Consider the following 22,318-nt stretch of genomic DNA (forward strand, 5'->3'; position numbering starts at 1 on the left):
TCATTATTTAAACGCTTGCAGCTAAGCGTTTCACCGTGTTCATTAATGATAGCAATAACACAATTATTTGAATGCAAGTCAATTCCACCATATAGTTTCATACTAAGTTCCTCGAGGTACAGTTTATGTTTTGGTCAACACAACTGTATCGAAAAACTCGAGGAGCTTTCTATATGATTATCAAATCTTGACTTCAGACATCAAAGAGCGAACTGTACGAGTATTGGTTAGCAAACAAAGACTGAAGACTCAGAAACTCATTCAATTTTAGCGGTTTATTACTTTTAAACACACGTTGATATTTAAAACAGTAACTTTAAGTTGTTGTTTTTTTATGCCTACTATTTAAGCTTGCTCAGTTATTGTTACTAATATTTAAATTCCAGAATCATTAAACCATTGAACTTCGTGAATTATTTGAAAATGGTACCGAAACCCGTGATGCCTTAAAAATGTGGCACTTTATGTTGGGTTTATCTGTGCTAGCTTTAGTTAGTGTGAGGTTAGTTGCGAGTCTGGTGGGTGGTGCAGCACCTGCCATACAGCCAGAGCCTGCAAAATGGCAAAAAAAATTAGCTACATTTGTTCATATTGCGCTGTATGTGTTTATGTTTGCTATGCCTATAGCTGGTTGGCTAATTTTGAGTTTAGCAGGTAAACCCATCCCGTTTTTTGGTTTAGAGTTGCCTGCTTTGACCGCTCAAAACTTTGAACTTGCTAAAAGTATTAAAGAGATACATCAAACCGCAGGGGAAGTGGGGTATTACGTAATAGGTTTACATGCGGCTGCGGCTTTATTTCACCATTATGTTTTGGCTGATAATACGGTATCGCGAATGCGTTTTCCGAAATACTAGAAATAATAAAATCAACGGAGCCAAGCTTTAATTTTGCCCTTAATGTTTGGTGACTGATATTTAGCTGGTGCATCCCTAAAAGTTGCGTTTTTTAAATTAAACTATTTGATTGCGTTAGTTGCAAAGAACCAAATGTTGCTCTTTTAGCTTTATAAGCTTTAGTTAGTATTTTTATTATTATTGGGTTACTGTTTGCTAAATTCAATTTTTGAAGGTAAGGGTATGGAATTTATATATCATATTTTAAATTGGGGTTCCCCTTTAGGTTTGGGGTTATTCTTTTTTCTTTCATGTGCTGGCACTGGCATACTATTTTGGGGTTTATCTCAATTTAAAAATAGCTCTACCACAAATCAATAACGTGGTTTGTTTTTAGCTGGGCCTTTGTTTAAAAAACATTTACCGTTTAATTTCTTAAAGGCCTTAGTTAAAACGCTTTATATTACTCCTGAATATTTGTTATTAGTACCGTCCTTATAAACAGTGTTGGTTTTGTGAGTGTACAATAGATTTTCATTTGCATAATTTGTAATTGAGCCACATAAACAATTTACCAAAATAGTCCCGCGCTCTTATTTAGTTTCTCAATATTAAAAATATTATTGGGCTATCTATGTTCTGTTCATCTATGTTTGGCTAAGCTGTTGTAATAAATTAATAATAAAGTGCATTTGGTACTTATAAAGCGGGCAAATGAACAAATTAAAATCCTTGATTACACAATTTATTACTGCAATGCAAAAACGCCCGGGGTTATTGGCTGTTTTAGCGTTTTTATCGGGCGTTGCTAGTTATGTGCTTGTTGATAGAAAGGAGTCGTTTGCGCAGGTTGTTGCTGTTGTTTTACTTATAAGCTGGTTGTGGTTAATTGTAGATAATTGGCTGCGTGATAAAGTTGAAGAACGATTTGGTGTAAGCGTTTCACCTAATGTAACACGCTTTGCTCTACAAATGATTCAGCAAGAGAGTTTGTTTTTTGCACTGCCATTTTTTTTAGTTGTGACCCAGTGGGACCACCCTCAAGCAGTATTTACATCGCTGATTATATTGTGTGCGGTCGCATCAGTTATTGACCCGTTTTACTACAAAAAATTAGCTAAAAATAGAACGCTATTTACGGTGTTTCACAATTTTGCTTTGTTTGTAGTTTTACTTGTTACATTGCCTATTTTATTTAGCTTAACAACCAGCCAAAGTTTAGCTGCTGCGCTAGTTATAGCCGTGGTGTTAACATTACCTAGTCTTACTAATTTAATGCCCAATGCGCCATGGTGGCGTTTACCCATTTTAGCGATTATTTTATTTAGTTTGAGTGCAGGCGTATGGCAATTAAAAAGCTTTGTACCACCGGCTGCTCTGCACTTAACAAGCATTGCATTAGCCCATGAGGTAAATGAGCAAAGTAAAAAACCGATAGGAAATATTAACACGTTAAGTGAGCGCTCTTTACATGCAAAAGGGCTTTATACATGGACAGCGGTAAAAGCACCACGAGGGCTAAACGAAAAGATATTTCATGTGTGGACACATAATAAAAAGCAGGTAGACAAAATAGCGCTTAATATCAGTGGAGGGCGTAAAAGCGGTTATAGAGCGTGGACACACAAAGTAAATTTTCCACATAACGCGGTAGGAAAGTGGCAAGTTAAGGTTATGACTGAATCAGGCCAGTTAATTGGTTTAACTAAATTTAGGGTGACGCCTTAAACCAAGTTAAATAAAAATGGGCTAAAGCATAAATAATTAATTGAATAAGTGTGTATTAAAAAATTATTGTTAACTATCAAAGGGGTTGATAGGCTGTAGTGGTAAATTTATTAAGCAAGGATGAACGATGAACAGTGATGTTTTAATACCTCATTTACCCGAACAAACAATGTCTGCTTTGGCTACAAAAATATATGTGACTGAGGGGCAACACGTAAAAAAAGATGACACATTACTTGATGTGGAAACTGATAAAGTTGTTCTTGAAATTGTTGCTATGGCTAACGGAGTTGTCACCAAGATAAATATAAATGAAGGTGAGCAGGTTAGCTCAAACCAAGTGGTGATGCAGTTTGAATATGACGAAGTAACCGAGGAGTTAATACAAGCCCCTTTGAGTGATAAACCTGCATTTCAAAATAACACCAGCGACGTAGACCAAATTAACACCCATGATATTCAGAGCTCAGTTACTGAAACAACCATTCATAATGAAATAATAAATCTAGATCCAACGATTGATGATCCCAAACAGGCTTGCTTGGATAAACATAATGATACGCCACATACAGAATCTAAAATAGACACCAGAGCACAGCTACCTCAAGAAGTAAGCCATAGTGGTGAGAGTAAAGGGGTGTTTTATATGGTTGCTGTACTAGCGGTAGGCATTATTATTGGTGTAACAGCGAGTCGCTTTATATTTAATTAGTGGAGTAAACGCCAAAAGCGTGGGCTTTTGGCGTAAAATAAAATTAGTTAGCTAATAGCCATTCGCTTAACAAGCGTACACCATAGCCTGTGCCGCCAGGTGATAGTTCACCTTTTCCTTTTTTAACTAACGCGTTACCTGCAATATCAATATGAACCCAACGGGTTTCACCCGCAAAATGCTCTAAAAACGTTGCTGCAGTGGTTGCGCCAGGTCCGCCAGACCCTACGTTTGTTATGTCGGCAATGTCTGATTTAAGCATATCTTTATAACCTAATGGTAAACGCCATAGGTTTTCGTTTACCTGCTCGCCAGCAAGTGTTAGCTGATTTACGAGTGTGTCGTCTTTTGAGAAAACAGCCGCATACTCGTTACCAACGGCACGAATTTTTGAACCAGTAAGTGTAGCTACATCAATCATTATGCTTGGGTTGAAGTGCTTACGTGCATACCACATTGCATCACTTAAAACTAAACGGCCTTCGGCGTCGGTGTTGAGTATTTCAACACTTAAGCCTTCAGCTGTTCGAACAACATCACCAGGCGCTACTGCAAATTGCGAAACCATATTTGCCGCCATGCCCATTACAGCTACAACGTTTTTGTCGGCTTTGGCCATAGCCATTGCTTTAACCGTACCGAGTACAGCTGCAGCGCCTGCCATGTCTGATTTCATACGCGCGATAGATGCACCTGTTTTAATACTATAACCGCCCGAGTCAAATGTTATACCTTTACCTACTAATGCTATAGGGTCGTCATTAGAGCCTTTATAATGTGCAACGACTAAGCGAGCGCCCTGATCGCTACCGCGGCCAACGGCTTCTAATGCGCCCATACCAAGCTCTTTAAGTTGTTCAGGCTTTAAAACTGTAATGGTCACGCCTAACGATTCAAGTTCTTTTGCAGCATTTGCAAAATCAACTGGCGTCATTTCAGTGGCTACTTCTGAGGTAAGATCGCGTGCTAAAAATACACCGGCCTGAATACTTTCTAGCTGTTTATACGTCGCTTTCGTCTTTTTTGTGCTATCGACATCAAACGAGTAAGTCACTGTTTGCGTGCTAGGTGTTTGTTTGTATTTTTCAAAGCGATGGTCACGCAGGTTTGCGCCATGCGCAAAGTTTGCAGCAAGTAAATGGTTTGCATCAACGCCCGTTACATCGTCAAATAATACATTGGCGGTATCGGCTTTATATTTAACTAATTGCGCGTGCACGTTTCCGCCTAATTTAGCAATGCGTGCTTTATTTAACTCGTTTTGTTTACCAGTTCCGACAACTAATATACGTTTGTAGTTACTATTAAGTGGGGCAATCAGCTGTGTTGTTTTGGCGTATTTACCTTCAAAGTTTTCAACATCAATTATACGTTGCAGCTGTCCATTAAATTGTTTGTCGAGGTTTTTAAATTGGTTGTTTTTTCCATCTTGGCTATAAAACACAATTAATGTGTGTGCATCGTTGTCTACTTTAGAAGAAAACGAAAACTGTGCTGCGTGTGTATTTAAACTAGCGCTTATTGCCAGCGTTAAGAGAGAGGCTTTAATTATGTGTTTCATCGTTCACCTAAGATTAATTTAAAACTGTTTTTTACCTATTTTTGACTGCTTAGTTAAGTGCGATAAGCTGAAACGGCAATTAAGAGCGACGTATAACGGCATAAAAAATACGTTATAAATTTATTTGCATGTCGGTGATACTAGGCTTAATGTAAAACAAAATATTTACATGGAGTTATATTATGAAGTTTTTATTGTTTTTAGGCACTGTGCGTGAGAGCTCCCCCCCTAAACCAGTACGTCTTGGAAGTAGAGTTAGTAAAGCGTGTTTATTGTGTTTGCAGTCACACTTTAGTGAACATGAATTTGAAATAATTGATGCGTTAGATTACCCAAACGATGCTGTATTTAAACCTCACTTTGCATATACACAGCACAATGCACCCACTAAACTTAACAACTTGGCCGATAAAATTAAATCTGCTGATGGCTACATAATGATCAGCCCTGAATATAATCACTCTATGAGCCCTGCATTAGCTGATCTTCTCAATCACTTTGGTAGTTCACTGTTTTCGTATAAACCCAGTGCGATTGTTTCTTATTCTGCTGGGCAGTGGGGTGGGGTTCGTGCTGCAATTAGTATGCGCACTTTTTTATCAGAACTTGGGTGTTTACCAGTATCGTCGATGATTCATGTTCCAAAGGCACAGGATGTGTTTAACGAGCTTGGAGAGTTTGCTACTGATGATGATCAGACCTCGTGGTTTAACTATTTTTCTCGTACATTTAATCAATTAATATGGTGGGCTGAGGCCGCTAAAATACAGGCTGAATGTAAAAACCCTCATAATATGATTGCAAGCTTTAAAACAAATCCCGCGCAGCGAAATGCGCCTAAAACGACTACTAATTAAGTAATTGTAATTTAAATTATATGTATTTGTACTGTTTGGGTCATCAAAAAGTAAAGAAACCGGTTAGGCGAAATGAGCAAATAAGTACCCATTTACAGTTATACTGTATTTATATACAGTATAACTGTTGCGTTAATAAATACTAAAACAGTAAACTAAGTGTTAGGCGTGCAGTTCTGGGCTCAATAGGGTGAAAATGATTATCTTCAACGCCTTGAGCTGGCTCACCGGCTAAACGCGATGCATAATAGTAATCTATATCGTGGTCGGTACTGTTAAACAAGTTAAGTAATTCAAAGTCTACTTTCCAATGGGTTTGCTTATAGCTCACAGAGCTATTAACTACCGTTAGCGGGTTTGAGCGCTTATCACCGTCGTCTGTTAATGTGCGTTTACCGATATGGCGTACCCTGATCGATGATTGCCATTGTTTACTTAAGTGCCAATTTAAACCTGTACTTGCTACAACGGGTACAGCGCCTTCTATGTAATTGTTATTGTCATTTATATCTAAGCGAGAATGTGTAAACGAGGCTTCTAAATCAATATTAAATTGCTCGTTAATCCAGTAATAGGCACTCATTTCTAACCCATACCGCTTAGACGCATCACTTGGCTCTGTATTACCTGCATCTCCTACAAACAATAGTTCTGAGTCGAGTTTTAACCACCAGAGCGCAGCTGACATATTATATTTTTTTTCATCAGCAAATCGTAATCCAATTTCAGCGCCTTCACTTTTTACTAATAGATCGACCCGTTCGGCTTGATCACCTGTTACTGGGTCGATATTTATTGTGGAGCCGCGCGCATCGTTAGAGTGAAAAGATTGCCCCCAATTTGCATAGGCAGCTAGCAATTGAGTAAAGCGATAATTTAAGCTTGCTTTAAAACTGATTAAATCATCACTTGCTTTACCTGAGTTTACGGCGGTAATACTGGTTACATTTGTATCAAAATAGTCGTACCTTACACCTGCTGTTGCTTCTAGTTTTGGGGTAAATAAAAGTTTAGACTCCCAAAAGCTTGAATAACTCGTTTGCTTGAGTGCATCTTGCCTTACAGTGCTTAGCTGCTCTCTGGCTTTAGTGTTATAAAGCCCAACGTTATCTATATCGTCGTGTTTAAGCTCAAGCCCTGCAGTGTGTTGAATGTTTATGCCTGATGTTTTAGTTTCAAACTGATAACTTAAAGTGGTGCCATAAATATTGCGGCTATCTTGCTGATTAAACTGATCGCCATTAATTGGGTCATTTAAAAAATAACTGAAATTAGAATATAGGTTTAAATCGTAATTTATTACATAAGCGCTGGCTTTCAAATGCTCCCCTTGCCAATTACCCGATAAACTATAACGGCTAGAGCTGCCGCCAAGGGTGGTGTCGAGCGAGCCTAATTGTGTTATTAAATTTTGCGAAACAGCACGCTGTGGAATTTGATCGGCTGAGTTCCATGTGTTGTCGTATGCCATTGCGCTTATTGATAGGTCACCATTAAATGCTTTACCAACATAACGTAGTAGGGCATTTTTTTTATTTACGTCTTCGTTTATGTCATCCCAAGGGCCGTCGTAGCCTTGCCACTCAGCAGCCGCAATAAGTTTGCCTTTTTTAAGGTTAGTTGAGCCAAGTACTACCGCGCGTTTATAGTTATCTTCACCAATACTTAGTTCTATTTGCTGATGTTTAACATTATCAACCAGTTTAAACTGTGCACTACCAGCACTTGAAAAATCACCTTGGCTTGCGCTATATGACCCCTTTTGATAGTTAATGGTAGAAATAGATTCGGGAATTATAAAGTTTAGATCGGTGTAACCTTGGCCGTGTCCGTGGCTACGCATGTTGATAGGCATACCATCGATACTGGTGGCAAAGTCGGTCCCATGGTCTAAGTTAAATCCTCTAATAAAGTATTGGTTTGCTTTACCTGAGCCACTGTGTTGAGTAACCGCCATCCCCGGAATGAGCTCTAACATTTCAGCGCTTCTTAGCATTGGGCGCTGCTCAATTTCACCTTGGCCAATAATGCCGCTAGAGGCACTGATTGATTCGCCAATTAAACCATCACGGTGCCCATATACAGTGAGCTTTTCTATATTGGCATGTACATAACCGCTATATAATGTGCCTATAGTTAAAATTGCTAATGTTTTCATCCTTAAAGTCCTATCTATTATGCTTACTATTCAGTGCTGTTTAAATTAAAACGACTAAGTAAACCTTTTGGATGCAACATTGAGTGTTTTATTATTCAAATAGGGCTTAAGTTTGAAAACTATATTGGTGCTATTGTAATGTCGTTATATAAAACTAATAATCAGAGTGTTAAAACTTACCAGTAATCACATAATTAGAGAGCCTGTATTGAAAGCCAAAGAAATTCGAAATTTTTACATTAACGAAGAGCAATCCGTATATTTGCTGTCGCATCGTGATGCTAAAAAACATCGCCAGTGGCTTAATATTTGTATTAAACAACTTACTTTGCTTGGTTATAAAAATGTAGAAATGATTGGCTCAGGTGCATTTGGGTTTGTATTTGCAGGTGAAGACGACAAAGGCTTGCCTTGGGTGTTTAAGTTTTCACGGATTACGCTTGCTCAAAGTGTGCGTGACCGTCTTGAAGACGAAGCGTATATGCTTTCACAAATTAATAATCCGCTGGTGCCTAAATTTTATGCGTTTGAGCGCATTAAAAAGCAGGGCATTTTAATGATGGCGCGCGCCATGGGAGAAGACCTTGAAAAAGTGTCGCTTAAAGAGGGGCGATTTAGCGCGGCTAAAATAATGGCATTAGCCGTTAAATTACGTAATGTATTACTTGATTTAAGTAACCACAAAAATGGGTTAAGTGCTCAACCAATTGTGCATGGAGATATAAAACCTTCAAATTTGGTGTGGGATGCGCAAACAGATGCTTTATCTTTAGTTGATTGGGGGAGTTCGGTATATGCCCAATTACACAGTAACGGTGAGCCCGTAGCCAGTAACTTTATGGATTTAATGTCGGGAGATTTAAGCACGACCAATGCGCGTATGGGAGATGTGTACTTTATAGGCGAAGCGCAAATGTCGGGTGAGCAATCATCCCCGCGGTTTGATGAGCAAGGTGTTGCAGCAACTTTATATGCATTAGCGTCTGCACAGTCTTGCCGATTTGGTGCGCAGGCTATTCCTGCAATTTCTTTAGGGCTACCTAAAGAGCTCGCTAACGTTATAGATGGCATGCTCAGTAAAAGTAAAACAGTACGTGATGCTGCAGGCGATTACTTTATACGTAATATACCAACAATGGCAAAAGCGTATTTACCCGATCTTAAATTAACACAGCAAAAAGCCGCTATCCCGTTTTGGTACGGTACCGATGAAGCGCCAGATACCGTAGTTTATAGCTCGCGTAAACAGTTTTTACGCCAAGCCGACCATAACCAACAGTTACTAGATGTAAATGATGCCCAGTTAGACCGATACTACAAAGAATTTTTATTTGATACTGGTGACACCGAAAAAGCATTTTTGGCCTCCATAAGCCGGCTTGCGAAATACCCAGCCGTGGGTGGGCTTAGTTTTCATTGGAAAGATGAATCGTTGTTTATTGAGTCGTCATTAATAATGCACGATGAGTCACTAGGCAAAGCATTTACAGATTCAATAAACAATACAGTGATGTTAGCCCAAGCAATTAACCAAAAAGGGCTATTTAAATGTTGTTTATTTGATGCACGTAAAACCATTCAATTAGAGCGAGATGGCACCGGTGCATTTAAGTTTGATAGTCTTCCTGAGCTAGATTATGAAGTTGTGAGTGTTAAAGCTAACGAAATAACCCGGCCACATTCATACTTTGAAGATGGTAAAGATCCCGATGAGCAATTACAACTTCCTAAAAAAGTTATTAAATGTGTATTTGAGCTAAACCAAATACACCATACCGGTTGTATTATTTTTGAAGCCTTGCCCGACAGAATGAAAATTCACCACTACTACAGGCTACTCGACTCGACAAAAGAGGCCGAATTTAAACGTTTGTTAAATAAGCTAATGCAATATGCTGTAAACATTACTGATGTGGGCGTTGCGGGCTTTATGAAGCTACCCTATAAAAATACACGAGAGTTTGATTTGTGTGCACGACAAGCTGAGCAATTCTTTCCTAAAAACCCAAAACGCGTATAACGTGTCAGCTTTTGTAATGGGTTTATTTGGCTTGGTAAATCAGCCTAATACTTTAAAATAACTCACTATGCGGAGACAATGGCTCTAGCTCAAATTGATGTATAAGCTGTTGCTGTTTATTGGTAGCGGTAATTTTATAAGTTTGTTTACTACGGTTATTGGCAAATAAATTAATATTGAATTTTATATTGTTTGTCATTAGAGGTGTGAATCTGCCGGTAATGGTAATTTGATCAACAAATGTATTGTTACCGCTGTGCGCCGTTTCTGGGTGTAATAAAAGCCCTTCAATCGAAAAGCGATATTGCTGATCAGACAAATACACGTGCTTTTTAACCTGTTTACTAATGTGATTACGGTATTTATTAAATTCAGTGAGTGAAAGTGTCCCATCGTTGTTTTCGTCAACGCCTAATAATGACGACGCAGGAAGCGACAGCACAACAAACACATGCTCTTCAACAACATTAAGGGTGCCATGTTGTGCAACTATTAAGTGCGCATGTGTTTTTTGAGATATACAAAAAGCGATAATAATTACCCCAATGTTATGTATTAATTTTGAAAGGCGCATAACTTAAAGCTCTCCTTTTACACAACGCTGAAGAAACGGGTAAGTGTCAGTTGCATAGTAGTGATAAATACCATCTGGAAATTCCGGTGTTACGCCAATACGGCCATTGCATTCATCTAAATCGCCTGAACCTGCAACGTATTCCCAGTCTTGTGCAAATGTTCCTAATGGGTATATGTCGGTAGAAGGTCTGTTTGTACTGACTGTGGTAACGTGTTGGTAACTTCCTGTCATTGCAACGAGTTCAGAAGTGGCATCGGTTGAATCTGAGTAACCATAACGTGCATAAATAGGAAATCCGTCTGCAGCCCAGCCTATTAGTGTCATGGTTGTTTCATTACCGCCTTGCATTGTTATAAACCCTTCGGGCATTCCATGGTAATGATACGTCCCATCTGGTTGCACATGGGCATTGTTAGCATCTGTGCCAAAACTAAATGTAGTTTGGCTTAAAGCTTCTATATTCCAGTTGCCGCTATTATCACCTAGGTCGCAATTTTCACCTGAGTCATCACAGCTACCACCTGTGCCGGCATCAATTTTAACGCCATTTAAAACAAGCCTTGTTATTCCGCGAGGGCCGCCCATCATTGTAGCGGATGACGATTGAACCGGTGTTAATGTAAAGCTTTCATTCACTGATTGCTCGGCGATGGTATTGGGGTTAGCCGGATTAGGAAAAGTGCCTACGTCGTGGTCAGGAATTCCATTAGCAATGATGTCACGCGTTGTGCCTGTGCATGTCCAGTCAGCTGAGCTTGTTGTTTGTACAGAGTCAGCGTTGTTGTATTCGTTGTAAGCGTACTCACATAAAACATTGTGTGTAGAACCATTTGCATCAGTATTTGAACCGTCAACTGTTGTGCTATCAGTTATTACGTCGCTTATTGAAGTGCTTTGCTCAGAACCACCGCATGCTACAAGTGATGAGATTGCAGTAAAGCACACAATTAGTTTAAATTGTGCGACTGAATTTTTAGAAATATTATTTATTAGGAATGTACTCATAATTTTGAACTCACTGATAAAGAGATCAAAATATTATTCTGTAATTGTGCAAGCAATGTGCAAATATAAATGAAAATTATGTAAGTAAACTTTTATATAAGACTAAACCAACGGTTTATTATAAAATTTTGGTATATAAGTAAGTACAGGTTGGATAAATGGCAAAGTTAAAACCCAGCGTTACGCTCCAAGGTTATGGTATTTATTCAACTTGGGATAGTAACAGCAAGGCTCTTCCACAAATTGAGCAATTCACTACTGATGTGATTGCTGAAATAGACGTAGAATTTGGGCTGATAGTAAATATCAAAAAAGCAAAAGGTGAAAAACTGCATTTTTGTATTTACCATCCAGACATACCTAACGAAGAGGGGGATGTTATGCCGCCTTTTGAAGGCGTTGAATACGTTAAAGATAACGATTGGCACTTTTATCTTGGCGATACATTGTGGGAGCCTATTGGCAATAAGCTAGGCCCATGGCGAATGACTTTAACGCTTAATAATAAAATAATTGCAGATAAGACATTTAATGTTGAAATGGAAGCACAAAAAACAGAAATTGATTTTTGGAAAAGCCGAGGTTACTAAATAGATTAGCTAACCGTGTAGAATATAAATGACCCCTCGCTAGAGTTAGTTCATTTAACACAGCGGTTAGGTACTTTTCACAATAAAAATCAAGCAACGCTTGCTTACAAAAAAAGCCAATGTAGATTGGCTTTTTGTGAAAATATTTAACTAAAATTTAGTTACCCCAAGGGTTGCTTGCATTAGAACGTTGCTTACGATCACGGGCACGTTGTTTAGTTTCTTTCTTTTCTTTGATACGTTTAGCATCACTAAAACTTAGTTCACAGGGTTCACCTGGTTTATGATCCTCTGGGATCACTCTATCACGAGGAGGAAGCTCGTACTGAACATCGTCTGGCTTAGGTAAGTTTTTAAGGCGGTAAAGGTAAAAGTTGTCTACTTTTTCTTGAGCCCATTGGGTTTTACGCAAAAATTTTACTGCGGATTTAATATCTGGATTATTTTTAAAACAATTAAGCTGCAGGTATGCGTGTAGGAGTTCCCACCCGTATTGCTCAACCAGCTCTTCAACCACTTGTTCTAATTTTACGCCTTGCAGTGGGTTATTACTGAAAAGTTCTTGGTTGCTCATAGGTGTTGCCTCGTTATTTAAATACAAACTGTATTATAAATTTAATAACGAGGCTTTAATAGGGGAAATAGCTTAACGTTGGCAATTAACTACAACACGGCCTCTAATTTTGCCTTCCATTAATAAGTTAGCGTTGTCGATTACATTTTCTAAACTTATCTCAGTTGAAATTTTATCTAAATAATCGGCTTTTACTAAAGTGGCTAATCTATTCCATGCTTCAACTCTATCCGCTTTTGGACGCATTACACTATCAATACCAATTAACGATACACCACGTAAAATAAATGGCGCAACTGATGCAGGTAAATCCATACCTTGGGCAAGGCCACATGCGGTTACAACGCCTCCATATTTGAGCGATGCGCAAATATTAGCAAGCGTATGGCTGCCAACAGAATCAATAGCTGCAGCAAAGCGCTCTTTTTGTAATGGTTTGCCTGGGTTTGAAAGCTCATCTCTGTTAATTATTTCTGTTGCGCCGAGTTCTTTTAAATATTCGATTTGATCAACTCGACCCGTGGCTGCGATGACTTGATAACCAAGTTGATTAAGTAAATATATAGCAAAGCTGCCAACGCCGCCGTTTGCCCCTGTAACTAAAATTTCACCAGCGTCTGGTGTAATGCCTTGCTTTTCAAGTGCTATAACGCTGAGCATAGCGGTATAACCCGCAGTACCAATTTGCATTGCTTGTTTTGGGCTAATAGCAGCAGGTAAGGGAATTAACCAGTCACTATTTAGCGCTGCTTTTTGTGCAAGGCCGCCCCAATGTTTTTCGCCAACACCAAAACCATTTAAAATAACGTTATCGCCATTTTTAAATTCATTGCTGGTGGAGGTTGTAACAGTACCGACTAAATCTATACCTGGCACCATAGGAAAGCTTCTTACTACTGGCCCTTTACCTGTAATTGCTAAGCCGTCTTTATAGTTCAATGTGCTGTACAACACACTTACTGTAGTGTTTTCTTCAGGTAAGTCATTTTCGTTAAGCTGCGATAAAGAAGCGCTATAATTATTATCTTCTTTATTAATAACAATGGCTTTAATTGGGTTATTCATAACATATCCTTTTAGACCGATCGTCTTTTAATTGGTAAATAAAAGTGCATTAAGTTAGTAATGCACGTAAAAACATTTCAGTGTACAACGTAAGCGGTGTGCTTGATTTAGTGAGCTTTGCTCGCATTACTGCGCCTTCCCAACCAATCCAAAAGTACTCACTCATTAATTGTGTATTAACCGTTTTAGCAATTGTGCCTTGCTGTTTAGCTTGGTTTAAACATTTTTCAATTTGTATTTGCCAAGAGGTGTAGCTTTTCATTAATCGATTTTTAAATTCATCGCTTAAGTGATTTAGTTCTTGGTTTAAATTGCCAACTAAGCAACCGCGTTTGTAGTCGTACTTGCTCATGCCTTTAATGGCACTTTGAGTAAAATTGACTATTCGTTCAAGCGGTGGAGTATTTTGTTGCTCAAGGTAATGGCTTAGCTTTACAATAAAGTAACTGTCGTAGGCATCGACTAAAGCAATGCCATAAGCTTCTTTACTTTTAAAGTAATGGTAAAAAGAGCCTTTAGGTACCGAGGCTTTTTTTAATATTGTATCTAACCCTGTAGCACTAAAGCCAAACTCAGTTAACGTTTCTAACCCCGTGCGTATAAGTAACGCTTTAGTATCGGCGTTATCTCTGGCTATTTTGGGTGGACGGCCACGTCTTACGGTTGTTGTATTTTTGTTCATTAAACTATATTAGACCGATCGGCTTTTAATGTGCAAGTATTAAATTCGTTTGTTTAAAAATAATACCGACTTTGTCTGATTATGTAACGCCTACTATTTATGAAATTAAATTTATGTTTGAACTTCACTTATTTTTACTAGTCAATAATTGAGGTTAATACACAAATTGTGCGACTTAGTTAGTTATGATTTTAAATCGATGAGTAGGTTACATATCAGCGTGGTATGACCAGGGGAATTGTTTTAATGTTAATTCATTTTTGCATCAGCAGCTTAGTTAATGTCAAACAATTTAATTGCTTTTGTTATTTGAACTTTACATTTTTATTAACTATTCGTTAATTGTAGATTTCACTTATGCTACAAAATATATAATTAAAAAAGGTGAGGATAATACCGATGAAGAGACAGAAAAGAGATCGTTTAGAAAGAGCTCATTCTCAAGGTTTCAAAGCAGGTTTAGCAGGTCGTTCTAAAGAGCTATGCCCTTATCAACAAATAGATCCAAAATCAGAGTGGTTAGGTGGATGGCGAGAAGCGATAGAAAATCGCAATATGTATAAAACCTAATTTATAAACAAATTAAAGCAAAAAGGCCTCCATATTGGAGGCCTTTTTGTAGGCAGTTTCTCAAAGCGAAACTGTATATAAGTAGATTAAAAAGACGTGGTGTCTTGAAATAACCCTACTTTTAAATCTTTGGCTTCATATATTACGCGGCCATCGACTTCTACTGTTCCATCTGCAACACCCATGAAGAGTTTACGTTTAATTACGCGTTTCATTTCAAGGCGGTACGTTACTTTTTTAGATGTTGGGAGTATTTGGCCAGTAAATTTAACTTCACCTACACCTAAAGCACGGCCAAGACCAGGACCACCTGACCAGCCAAGATAAAAACCGACAAGCTGCCACATCGCGTCAAGGCCTAAACATCCAGGCATCACCGGGTCACCCTTAAAGTGGCAATCAAAAAACCAAAGGCTCGGGTCAATATCAAGCTCAGCGATTATTTCGCCTTTACCGTGGCTTCCACCATCAGCATTTATAGAGGTAATGCGGTCCATCATTAACATGTTATCGCTAGGTAAACGACAATTGCCTTCACCAAACATTTCACCTTGACCACATAAGATCAGTTCTTCTTTTGTATAGCTGTTTTTAGGTTCCATAACTCATTATCTTCGCTTAGAAATTGCCAGTACTTTAGCGTACACTTGTACGCTAAACAACTCGGAGCAGTTAAATATCCACTATATTGCGTATTAAATCATCAATCAAACAATGGCTTGGCTTTTTGCTTTATAAAACCGCGCAATTACAATCAAAAATCATTATAATTACCGCTGTCTTATAACTAGTCTAAAGGAAGTTTATGATCCTTTTTGTTAACTCACTTACTGTGATAGATTTTTCTTACTTATGTAACAAACGCGGCGCCGTTGGCGAAAGCTGGATTGTTGATTTAACTTTGCACGGTAAACTTAATGATGAGTCGATGGTGTTGGACTTTGGATTAGTTAAAAAACAAATTAAAGGCATTATTGATGAATGTATTGATCACCGTTTAGCTATTCCTAATAGCATTAATGGGTCAGTGACAGAATTTGATGAGTATAAAACACTTGATTGTACCTTTGGTGACAACCACCATTTAGCAATGAGTGCACCACATCAAGCCTATTGCATGATTGATGCTAATGAAATTAATGTAGAGTCGGTAACTGCATTTTTAGTTGATACTATTTTGCCTAAGTTGCCTTCAAATATTGAAAAAATAGAGTTAGCACTAAAACCAGAACATAGCCAAAGCTTTTATTACCATTATAGCCATGGTCTTAAAAAGCACGATGGTAACTGTCAACGGATAATTCATGGTCATCGCTCTCAAATAGGTATTAGCCTAGATGGTATTTCTATGCCTCGTTTACAAAAAGAATGGGCTATGCAGTGGGAAGACATATACCTAGCAACAAGTGAAGACCAAATAACATCGGAAAGTTTAAAATATATTACTGCAAAAGCCGATGATGTTTGTTTTGCTTACACATCAGCTCAAGGTTATTTTGAAATGGCAATTAGTGAAGCACGCTGTGATATTTTACCTATTGATACAACCGTTGAATGTATTGCTGATTATATTGCTGGGCAAGTTAAAGCCAAATACCCTGAACAAAATGTAAAAATAACAGCGTATGAAGGGGTTGGCAAAGGAGCAATCAGTTATGCTTAAATCACTTTTATCTACGTTGGTTGTCGCTTTAGTGAGTGTAAATTCGTTTGCTGTTGAACTAAAAGGGCACCTTACTCAAGGCGGTTTAGTGACCGGGAAGTTGAGTGATGCACAGTCTGTTAGTTTAAACGATACACAATTAAAGCTGTCAGAAAATGGTGATTTTGTTTTTGGTTTTGGTCGCGACGCAAAAGCAAATCATACACTTAGCTGGGTTGATGCAAATGGAAAAAAACATACTCAGGAATTAGTGATTACTAAACGTGATTACAACATTGACAAAATTACGGGCGTTGCAAAAAAGTATGTTTCTCCGCCTAAATCGGTAAGCGAGCGTATAAGCAGAGAAGCGGTTGCTGTACGAAAAGCGCGTGCTGTGAATTCAGATCTTACCTTCTTTTTAGACCCTGTATTAAAACCAGCGCAAGGCAGAATATCTGGTGTTTATGGTAGCCAGCGATACTTTAATGGTGAACCACGTCTCCCTCATTTTGGCTTAGATATAGCAAACAAAACAGGTTCTCCGGTGTATGCACCCATTGGTGGCACCGTTGTATTTGCAGAACCTGATTTATATTATTCAGGCGGTACGCTTATTTTAGATCATGGCCATGGAATTACCTCTACTTACATTCATTTAAGTAAGCTAGATGTAAACGTGGGTGATAAAGTTAAACAAGGTAATAAAGTTGCTGAAATTGGTGCAACCGGCCGTGTAACTGGCCCGCATTTAGATTGGCGTTTTAACTGGAAGGGTGAACGCCTAGATCCGGGTTTATTAATGCAAGATACGTTAGCAAACAAAAAGTAGAGACTATGACAGACGTAAATCGCGATGCAATTATTGCTCAGCGTATAAAAGATTCAACTACATCAGTTACAAAAACAGTGTTTCCAGGGCGCACTAATCACCACAACACATTGTTTGGTGGTGATGCATTGGCATGGATGGACGAAGTTGCATTTATTGCTGCTACTCGTTTTTGCCGCAAGCCTTTGGTTACTATTTCGTCTGATAGGGTAGATTTTAAAGAAGCTATTCCTGCAGGTACTTTTGCTGAACTAATAGCTAAAGTAGTGCATGTTGGTAATACGAGTTTAAAAGTAGACGTAGATATACTGTTAGAAACAATGCATAAAGATGATAAACACTCAGCAATAAGTGGTAGTTTTACTTTTGTTGCTGTTGATGATAATCATAGGCCAACCCCCGTAGTATGCGATAAAATGATTAACGGGTTTAAGTAAAAGCCATTAATAATAATAAGCACCTATTAAGGTGCTTATTATTTTATACATAAAGAACACATCATACTCCATTTTATTCTACGATTGTCTTTGCATTAACTGTATTGATAAAATAACTAGTAAACAGGTAATAGTGCTTATTAAAAAGTAAACCCTATATAAATGATTTATAAAAATTAAAGTACCATTGCTGCAATCCAACCGAATATTAATAATGGAATATTAAAGTGTAAAAAGGTTGGCACAACTGAATCCCAAATATGATCATGCAGACCATCAGCGTTTAAACCAGAGGTTGGTCCAAGTGTTGAGTCAGAAGCAGGGGAGCCTGCATCGCCTAAAGCGCCAGCAGTCCCTACAAGTGCAGCGGTTGCCATCACTGAAAAGCCAAGTTCTAAACACAAGGGAACAAATAAAGTTGCAATAATTGGTACCGTTGAAAAAGAACTACCGATTCCCATTGTGATTAGCAAACCAACTAATAAAATTACCGCCGCGGCAATGGGTTTGTTTCCATCAAATAAATTTGCGCCGCTGTTAACTAAGCTTTGTACATCACCCGTCGCTTGCATAACCGATGCAAAGCCTTGGGCCGATATCATAATAAAACCAATCATGGCCATCATGGCAACGCCTTTGCTAAATACGTCGCCATTTTCTTCCCATTTAACAATACCAAATAGGCTAAATATCATGACACCTACCAAGCCGCCAAGTATCATTGAACCACTAATATTTTGTGCAATTAATGAAGTGAGCACAGCTAATAAACCAACCACCATCACTTTTTTAGGATTTTTGATAGGCTCAGCTTTGCTCTGATTATTCATCGTGCTCGCTGTATAATGTCGTTGCTTTTTATACGTGACAAACACAGCAATCAGTAGGCCAATAAACATACCTAACGCAGGAATAAGCATTGCGATGGGAACACTGGTATTTACAATTTCAAGTCCATTATCTATAAGATTTTTATGTAAAATTGAGTATAAATATATCCCACCAAAGCCATATGGCAACACCATGTAAGACGTTGCTAAACCAAATGTTAAAATGCATGCAATAGCGCGTCTATCAAGTTTTAATTTATTAAATACAACTAACAAAGGCGGAATTAAAATAGGGATAAATGCTATGTGAACAGGCACTAAGTTTTGTGAAGAGATAGCGCAGGCTAAAATAATCATCAAAATAAAATAACTCAATAATGTTTGGCTTCCGTCACTCTTGGCGTCAACCTTTGCTAATAGTTTTTCAGCCAATATGCGAGTTAGTCCAGACTTTGATATTGCCACTGCAAACGCGCCTAACATGGCATAGCTCAGTGCAATTTCTGCGCCTGCGGATAAACCTGAATTAAACGCATCTAAACTTTGTTTTATTCCTAAGCCAGCAGTTAATCCTGCCACTATAGCGGATAAAGTCATTGCCACAATCACATTGACACGAACTAAGGTAAGCGCAAGCATTAAAATAACGCCAACAACAACAGCATTCATAGTTTTCTCTATTTTGAACTTTTAATTAATTTTATCAGATCTTTAGCTTGGGTTTTGCGCTCTTTGGTAAATGGTTTGTTAGCATAGCGACTGTTTTCAAACAAATGTTTAAATTCTATTAGCTCTTTAGAGGCGCTTGGCTTTTTCTTTGCCATAAACTCAAGTTGTTGTGATGGACTGAGAGAATCGGTCGATGTAATATTTTTTTTATTTCCCCAATGCAAAATCTCGTTATACGCTTTAACAATGGGTGGCAGTTTAGCCGTTTTTGTTTTTGGCCAGTTTAGGTAAATAAAATAAACAGCAAAACAGAGTGCTGCGGTTATTAATACAAACAACGGAACCAACCAACTTGTTTTATTACCGAATAGCGACTTTAAAAAATCATTTTGTTTTTCTTGATCAAAACCAAGCACCCAGCTTGACCATTGATAATCTAATTGTTCGAGTTCCAGCCTTAACCAGTTTATTGCGGCAATGTTACTTAAGCTGACTAAGCCAAAGTCTAAATTATTTTTAAACTCTTCGTTTAACTCTTGGTTTTGAGAAAGCGATCCATTTAATCGCTCTGGAGCAACAACCGCCGTGGCATCAAAAATAGTCCAGCCTTTATTTTGTAAATAAACCTCTACCCAAGCATGGGCGTCGTATTGGCGAACAGTGAGCGTATTGTTGCCGTTATTATATTCACCACCTAAATAACCACTCACTACACGAGCAGGAATATCTGCAGATCTAAATATATACGCAGCAGCACTGGCATAATGACCGCAAAAGCCACGTTTATTTTCAAATAAAAATTGATCAAGAGTGTTATTGCCCGTCATTGGGGTAGGAGTTAACGTATAGGTGAAATTTTGCTCTACAAAGTAATTAAGTAACGCGTTATAAAATGTTTGTTCATTGCTTACTTGCTGTTTTAACTGCATGGCAAGTTTATTAGTCTTAATATTTTGCTTAAAGCCTAAATAAGTGTACCTGTTTTGCTCAAGCTCATTGAGGGGACTCACTGAAAATTGATAACTTGCTACATTGTATTGCAGACTTTTTGCTTGATAACTTTTTTTTCTGAGCAAACCAAGCGCATTAGCGTCTATATTTTTACTGTTACTGGTTGAATAGGTTAATCCATAAAGCCACTTTTGTGTTGCAGGCTCTGCAATGACTGAATAGTTGGCAATAAGCGTGTTTAGCTCGGTTGCTACATTTTGATTTGATTGTTGATTATTATATTTTAAAAAGTCAGACGTAAGCCATGCATTACCATTAAATTCATCATGAATAATTGCACGCCAATAGTAAGGCGTTTGAGGTGGTTGTTTACTAAACGTTGCTCTAAAAACAAGTTCATCTGAGTTAGATAATTTAGCAATATCAAAAGGGTCGACTTGTTCAGAAAGTCCAGTTTTAGCTAGTTTTGGGCCGGGCAACTGCCAAAAAGCAGGCATTTTTGGTAAAAACAAAAGTAGAAATATGGCCAGCGGTAATGCCATTAATAACAATTTTGAGCTTTGTTTAGCGCTTATTTTTAGATTATGTTTAGACTCAAGTAGTCCAAGAACAGCAAAGTTTAATATATATAAGCCACTTACCGTTAACGTAGTTACTATTGTTTGGCTAAATAAATAAACAGAAGACAAAGAGAAAAACGTCAGTGTGGTTATAACATGATAGTGCTTTTTGTTTTTTGCTTGTAGTAATTTAAATAAACTTGATAACAAAAGCATAGCAACAAATAGTATTACAGTATCGGACATTCCGATTGTAAATACCATTAAGCCCAATGCGCCTGCGGCAAGTATATTTGCCAGCCATGCATTAGGCTTTGCTATGTTTTTTCCTGTTATAAATGCATTCCAAAGGCATAACCCAGCCAAAACACTAATAAATGGAAGCGGCAAGTGGGCTGTAAAAAATATAACTAAGCAGGCGTAAATAAAACATAACGATAAATTAATTACTTTTTCGTTTTTAAGTTCAATCATTATTATCACCTGCAAAAGTACTTAAGCTTTCTAAACATTGTTGCTTATGTGCTTGCCCAGTGTTGATGTTAATTACTGTGTTTGGCAGTTTTAACATGAAAGGGGTGTTGTGTTCAGTGGCTTCACACACTAAATAACATAGCTGACTTAAACGTTGCTCAGTGGCGCCAGTCATTAAATTAAAATCAAATAATGCATTCGTTGTTTTAAAATCAACAAAGTCTTTTACTAATAATTGTTTGGTTTTAGCGTAGTGCTTCCAAGATATTCTGTTTAAGCCCATTTCAGGCTGATGAATTAATAGGTTTTCGAATTCCTCTGTACCGGACTTTTTTGCCATTCCATTTTGTGCGTATTCGTCTTGTGAAGAAATATGCGCATCACTAAGCACATATTCGTGAGCTGGGTAAACATAGGTTTTAGTTTGTATTTGTAAGTAGCTCCACACAGATACCAAACCAAAAGGATAATTACTGGATATTTTAATTCGTTGGAGTTCATAACTGCCCCGGTTTTCATAAGGAAGTGGCAAACTACTACTAATCGACTTATTTGAAATTGTGTCGTAATGAGTATGCGCTTTTAATTCATTGTTGTAGGTAATAGAAACCGACTGACATATAGAGTTACTTTGTAAACTCAATTTTAAAATTGGTTTTTGTGGAGAAAAGCTCGGCAATACTTTATCAAAAGTAACTGTTAACCCTTTTGCGTTGCTGTACCCCATAAAAACAGCCAGTACAATGACTACAAACATTAAATAAGACATTACCAAAATTAAATTATTTTGATAGTTAATACCCATTACAAAATTTAAAATAGCAACAATAACAAAATACCACCCTAAGGAAGACGGCAGTACATAAATTGTATTGTGTTCAAGCGTAATAGAATTTTTAAGGTGTTTGTTTTTTAAAAACTTTTCAAAAATTATCCGTTTAAAAGATGTAAATAAACTGACTCGTTTTGATTTTTTAGCCGGCATAAA

The 22,318-nt window shown here is 37.8% G+C and carries 20 protein-coding genes and 1 pseudogene; 10 read left to right on the forward strand and 11 right to left on the reverse strand.

Annotated elements, in window-relative coordinates; genetic code table 11:
• Positions 1–395: 395 nt before the first annotated feature.
• From ATS76_RS09540 to ATS76_RS09550, 3 genes and pseudogenes are all read left to right on the forward strand, one after another.
• Positions 396–857: pseudogene (locus ATS76_RS09540) on the forward strand (cytochrome b); the annotation flags it as partial.
• A 693-nt stretch (positions 858–1,550) separates the two neighbouring features.
• Entirely contained in the window at positions 1,551–2,564 is a 1,014-nt protein-coding gene (locus tag ATS76_RS09545; protein ID WP_058551938.1) for a DUF5924 family protein, read from the forward strand.
• A 127-nt stretch (positions 2,565–2,691) separates the two neighbouring features.
• Positions 2,692–3,276 (forward strand): lipoyl domain-containing protein, encoded by a 585-nt coding sequence (locus tag ATS76_RS09550; RefSeq protein ID WP_058551939.1) that lies wholly within the window; start codon positions 2,692–2,694, stop codon positions 3,274–3,276.
• Positions 3,277–3,319: 43 nt separating this feature from the next.
• Here ATS76_RS09550 and ATS76_RS09555 read toward each other — a convergent pair whose 3' ends face one another.
• A complete protein-coding gene (locus ATS76_RS09555; protein WP_058428913.1) occupies positions 3,320–4,837 on the reverse strand; it encodes a leucyl aminopeptidase in 1,518 nt (505 codons plus the stop codon).
• A gap of 182 nt (positions 4,838–5,019) precedes the next feature.
• On the opposite strand from ATS76_RS09555, the gene ATS76_RS09560 reads away from it, so the two are divergent.
• Positions 5,020–5,694: an NADPH-dependent FMN reductase gene (locus ATS76_RS09560; RefSeq protein WP_006792927.1), complete on the forward strand. Its 675-nt coding sequence runs from the start codon at positions 5,020–5,022 to the stop codon at positions 5,692–5,694.
• Between the two features lie 142 nt (positions 5,695–5,836).
• On the opposite strand, the gene ATS76_RS09565 is transcribed toward ATS76_RS09560, so the two are convergent.
• Entirely contained in the window at positions 5,837–7,852 is a 2,016-nt protein-coding gene (locus tag ATS76_RS09565; protein WP_058551940.1) for a TonB-dependent receptor, read from the reverse strand.
• 208 nt (positions 7,853–8,060) lie between these two features.
• Here ATS76_RS09565 and ATS76_RS09570 point away from each other — a divergent pair, with 208 nt between their 5' ends.
• Entirely contained in the window at positions 8,061–9,872 is a 1,812-nt protein-coding gene (locus ATS76_RS09570) for a protein kinase domain-containing protein (protein ID WP_058551941.1), read from the forward strand.
• Positions 9,873–9,924: 52 nt separating this feature from the next.
• Here the strand turns inward: ATS76_RS09570 and ATS76_RS09575 are convergent, their stop codons facing one another.
• Both ATS76_RS09575 and ATS76_RS09580 read right to left on the reverse strand, forming a co-directional pair.
• Complete coding sequence (locus tag ATS76_RS09575; RefSeq protein WP_058551942.1) at positions 9,925–10,446, reverse strand: hypothetical protein; 522 nt, start codon at positions 10,444–10,446, stop codon at positions 9,925–9,927.
• A 3-nt stretch (positions 10,447–10,449) separates the two neighbouring features.
• Entirely contained in the window at positions 10,450–11,454 is a 1,005-nt protein-coding gene (locus ATS76_RS09580) for a YHYH protein (protein ID WP_058551943.1), read from the reverse strand.
• Between the two features lie 158 nt (positions 11,455–11,612).
• Here ATS76_RS09580 and ATS76_RS09585 point away from each other — a divergent pair, with 158 nt between their 5' ends.
• Positions 11,613–12,044: a DUF3859 domain-containing protein gene (locus ATS76_RS09585; RefSeq protein WP_058551944.1), complete on the forward strand. Its 432-nt coding sequence runs from the start codon at positions 11,613–11,615 to the stop codon at positions 12,042–12,044.
• Positions 12,045–12,201: 157 nt separating this feature from the next.
• Here the strand turns inward: ATS76_RS09585 and ATS76_RS09590 are convergent, their stop codons facing one another.
• The 3 genes from ATS76_RS09590 to acuR form a co-directional block, all read right to left on the reverse strand.
• Positions 12,202–12,618, reverse strand: a complete 417-nt coding sequence (locus tag ATS76_RS09590; RefSeq protein WP_058403995.1) for a VF530 family DNA-binding protein — start codon at positions 12,616–12,618, stop codon at positions 12,202–12,204.
• Between the two features lie 72 nt (positions 12,619–12,690).
• Complete coding sequence (gene acuI / locus ATS76_RS09595; RefSeq protein WP_058551945.1) at positions 12,691–13,683, reverse strand: acrylyl-CoA reductase (NADPH); 993 nt, start codon at positions 13,681–13,683, stop codon at positions 12,691–12,693.
• Between the two features lie 49 nt (positions 13,684–13,732).
• A complete protein-coding gene (gene acuR / locus ATS76_RS09600) occupies positions 13,733–14,365 on the reverse strand; it encodes an acrylate utilization transcriptional regulator AcuR (protein WP_058551946.1) in 633 nt (210 codons plus the stop codon).
• Between the two features lie 399 nt (positions 14,366–14,764).
• Between acuR and rmf the strand changes: the two genes are divergently transcribed.
• Positions 14,765–14,935 (forward strand): ribosome modulation factor, encoded by a 171-nt coding sequence (gene rmf, locus ATS76_RS09605; RefSeq protein WP_004586522.1) that lies wholly within the window; start codon positions 14,765–14,767, stop codon positions 14,933–14,935.
• Positions 14,936–15,021: 86 nt separating this feature from the next.
• On the opposite strand, the gene fabA is transcribed toward rmf, so the two are convergent.
• Complete coding sequence (fabA, locus tag ATS76_RS09610) at positions 15,022–15,537, reverse strand: bifunctional 3-hydroxydecanoyl-ACP dehydratase/trans-2-decenoyl-ACP isomerase (protein WP_058403998.1); 516 nt, start codon at positions 15,535–15,537, stop codon at positions 15,022–15,024.
• Between the two features lie 203 nt (positions 15,538–15,740).
• Here fabA and ATS76_RS09615 point away from each other — a divergent pair, with 203 nt between their 5' ends.
• The 3 genes from ATS76_RS09615 to ATS76_RS09625 are packed head-to-tail and all read left to right on the forward strand — an operon-like array spanning position 15,741 to position 17,846.
• Positions 15,741–16,598, forward strand: a complete 858-nt coding sequence (locus tag ATS76_RS09615; RefSeq protein WP_058551947.1) for a 6-carboxytetrahydropterin synthase — start codon at positions 15,741–15,743, stop codon at positions 16,596–16,598.
• The gene (locus ATS76_RS09620; protein WP_058551948.1) at positions 16,591–17,409 is read left to right on the forward strand and encodes a M23 family metallopeptidase; all 819 of its coding nucleotides are present in this window, start codon (positions 16,591–16,593) and stop codon (positions 17,407–17,409) included. Before ATS76_RS09615 ends, ATS76_RS09620 begins: the two co-directional genes overlap by 8 nt.
• A gap of 5 nt (positions 17,410–17,414) precedes the next feature.
• Positions 17,415–17,846: an acyl-CoA thioesterase gene (locus ATS76_RS09625; RefSeq protein ID WP_058404001.1), complete on the forward strand. Its 432-nt coding sequence runs from the start codon at positions 17,415–17,417 to the stop codon at positions 17,844–17,846.
• A gap of 176 nt (positions 17,847–18,022) precedes the next feature.
• On the opposite strand, the gene ATS76_RS09630 is transcribed toward ATS76_RS09625, so the two are convergent.
• Genes ATS76_RS09630 through ATS76_RS09640 form a run of 3 tightly spaced genes read right to left on the reverse strand, consistent with a single transcriptional unit; the run spans position 18,023 to position 22,315 of the window.
• On the reverse strand, positions 18,023–19,345 hold the full coding sequence (locus ATS76_RS09630) for a Na+/H+ antiporter family protein (RefSeq protein WP_058551949.1): 1,323 nt from the start codon (positions 19,343–19,345) through the stop codon (positions 18,023–18,025).
• A gap of 8 nt (positions 19,346–19,353) precedes the next feature.
• Positions 19,354–21,330 carry a transglutaminase family protein gene (locus ATS76_RS09635; RefSeq protein WP_058551950.1) on the reverse strand — a complete coding sequence of 659 codons (1,977 nt, stop codon included), beginning with the start codon at positions 21,328–21,330 and terminating at the stop codon, positions 19,354–19,356.
• Positions 21,323–22,315, reverse strand: coding sequence for a DUF58 domain-containing protein (locus ATS76_RS09640; protein WP_058551951.1), 993 nt, complete (start codon positions 22,313–22,315; stop codon positions 21,323–21,325). Before ATS76_RS09640 ends, ATS76_RS09635 begins: the two co-directional genes overlap by 8 nt.
• Positions 22,316–22,318: the final 3 nt, after the last annotated feature.

Source organism: Pseudoalteromonas sp. 10-33 (genome assembly GCF_001469195.1).
Lineage (GTDB): Bacteria > Pseudomonadota > Gammaproteobacteria > Enterobacterales > Alteromonadaceae > Pseudoalteromonas.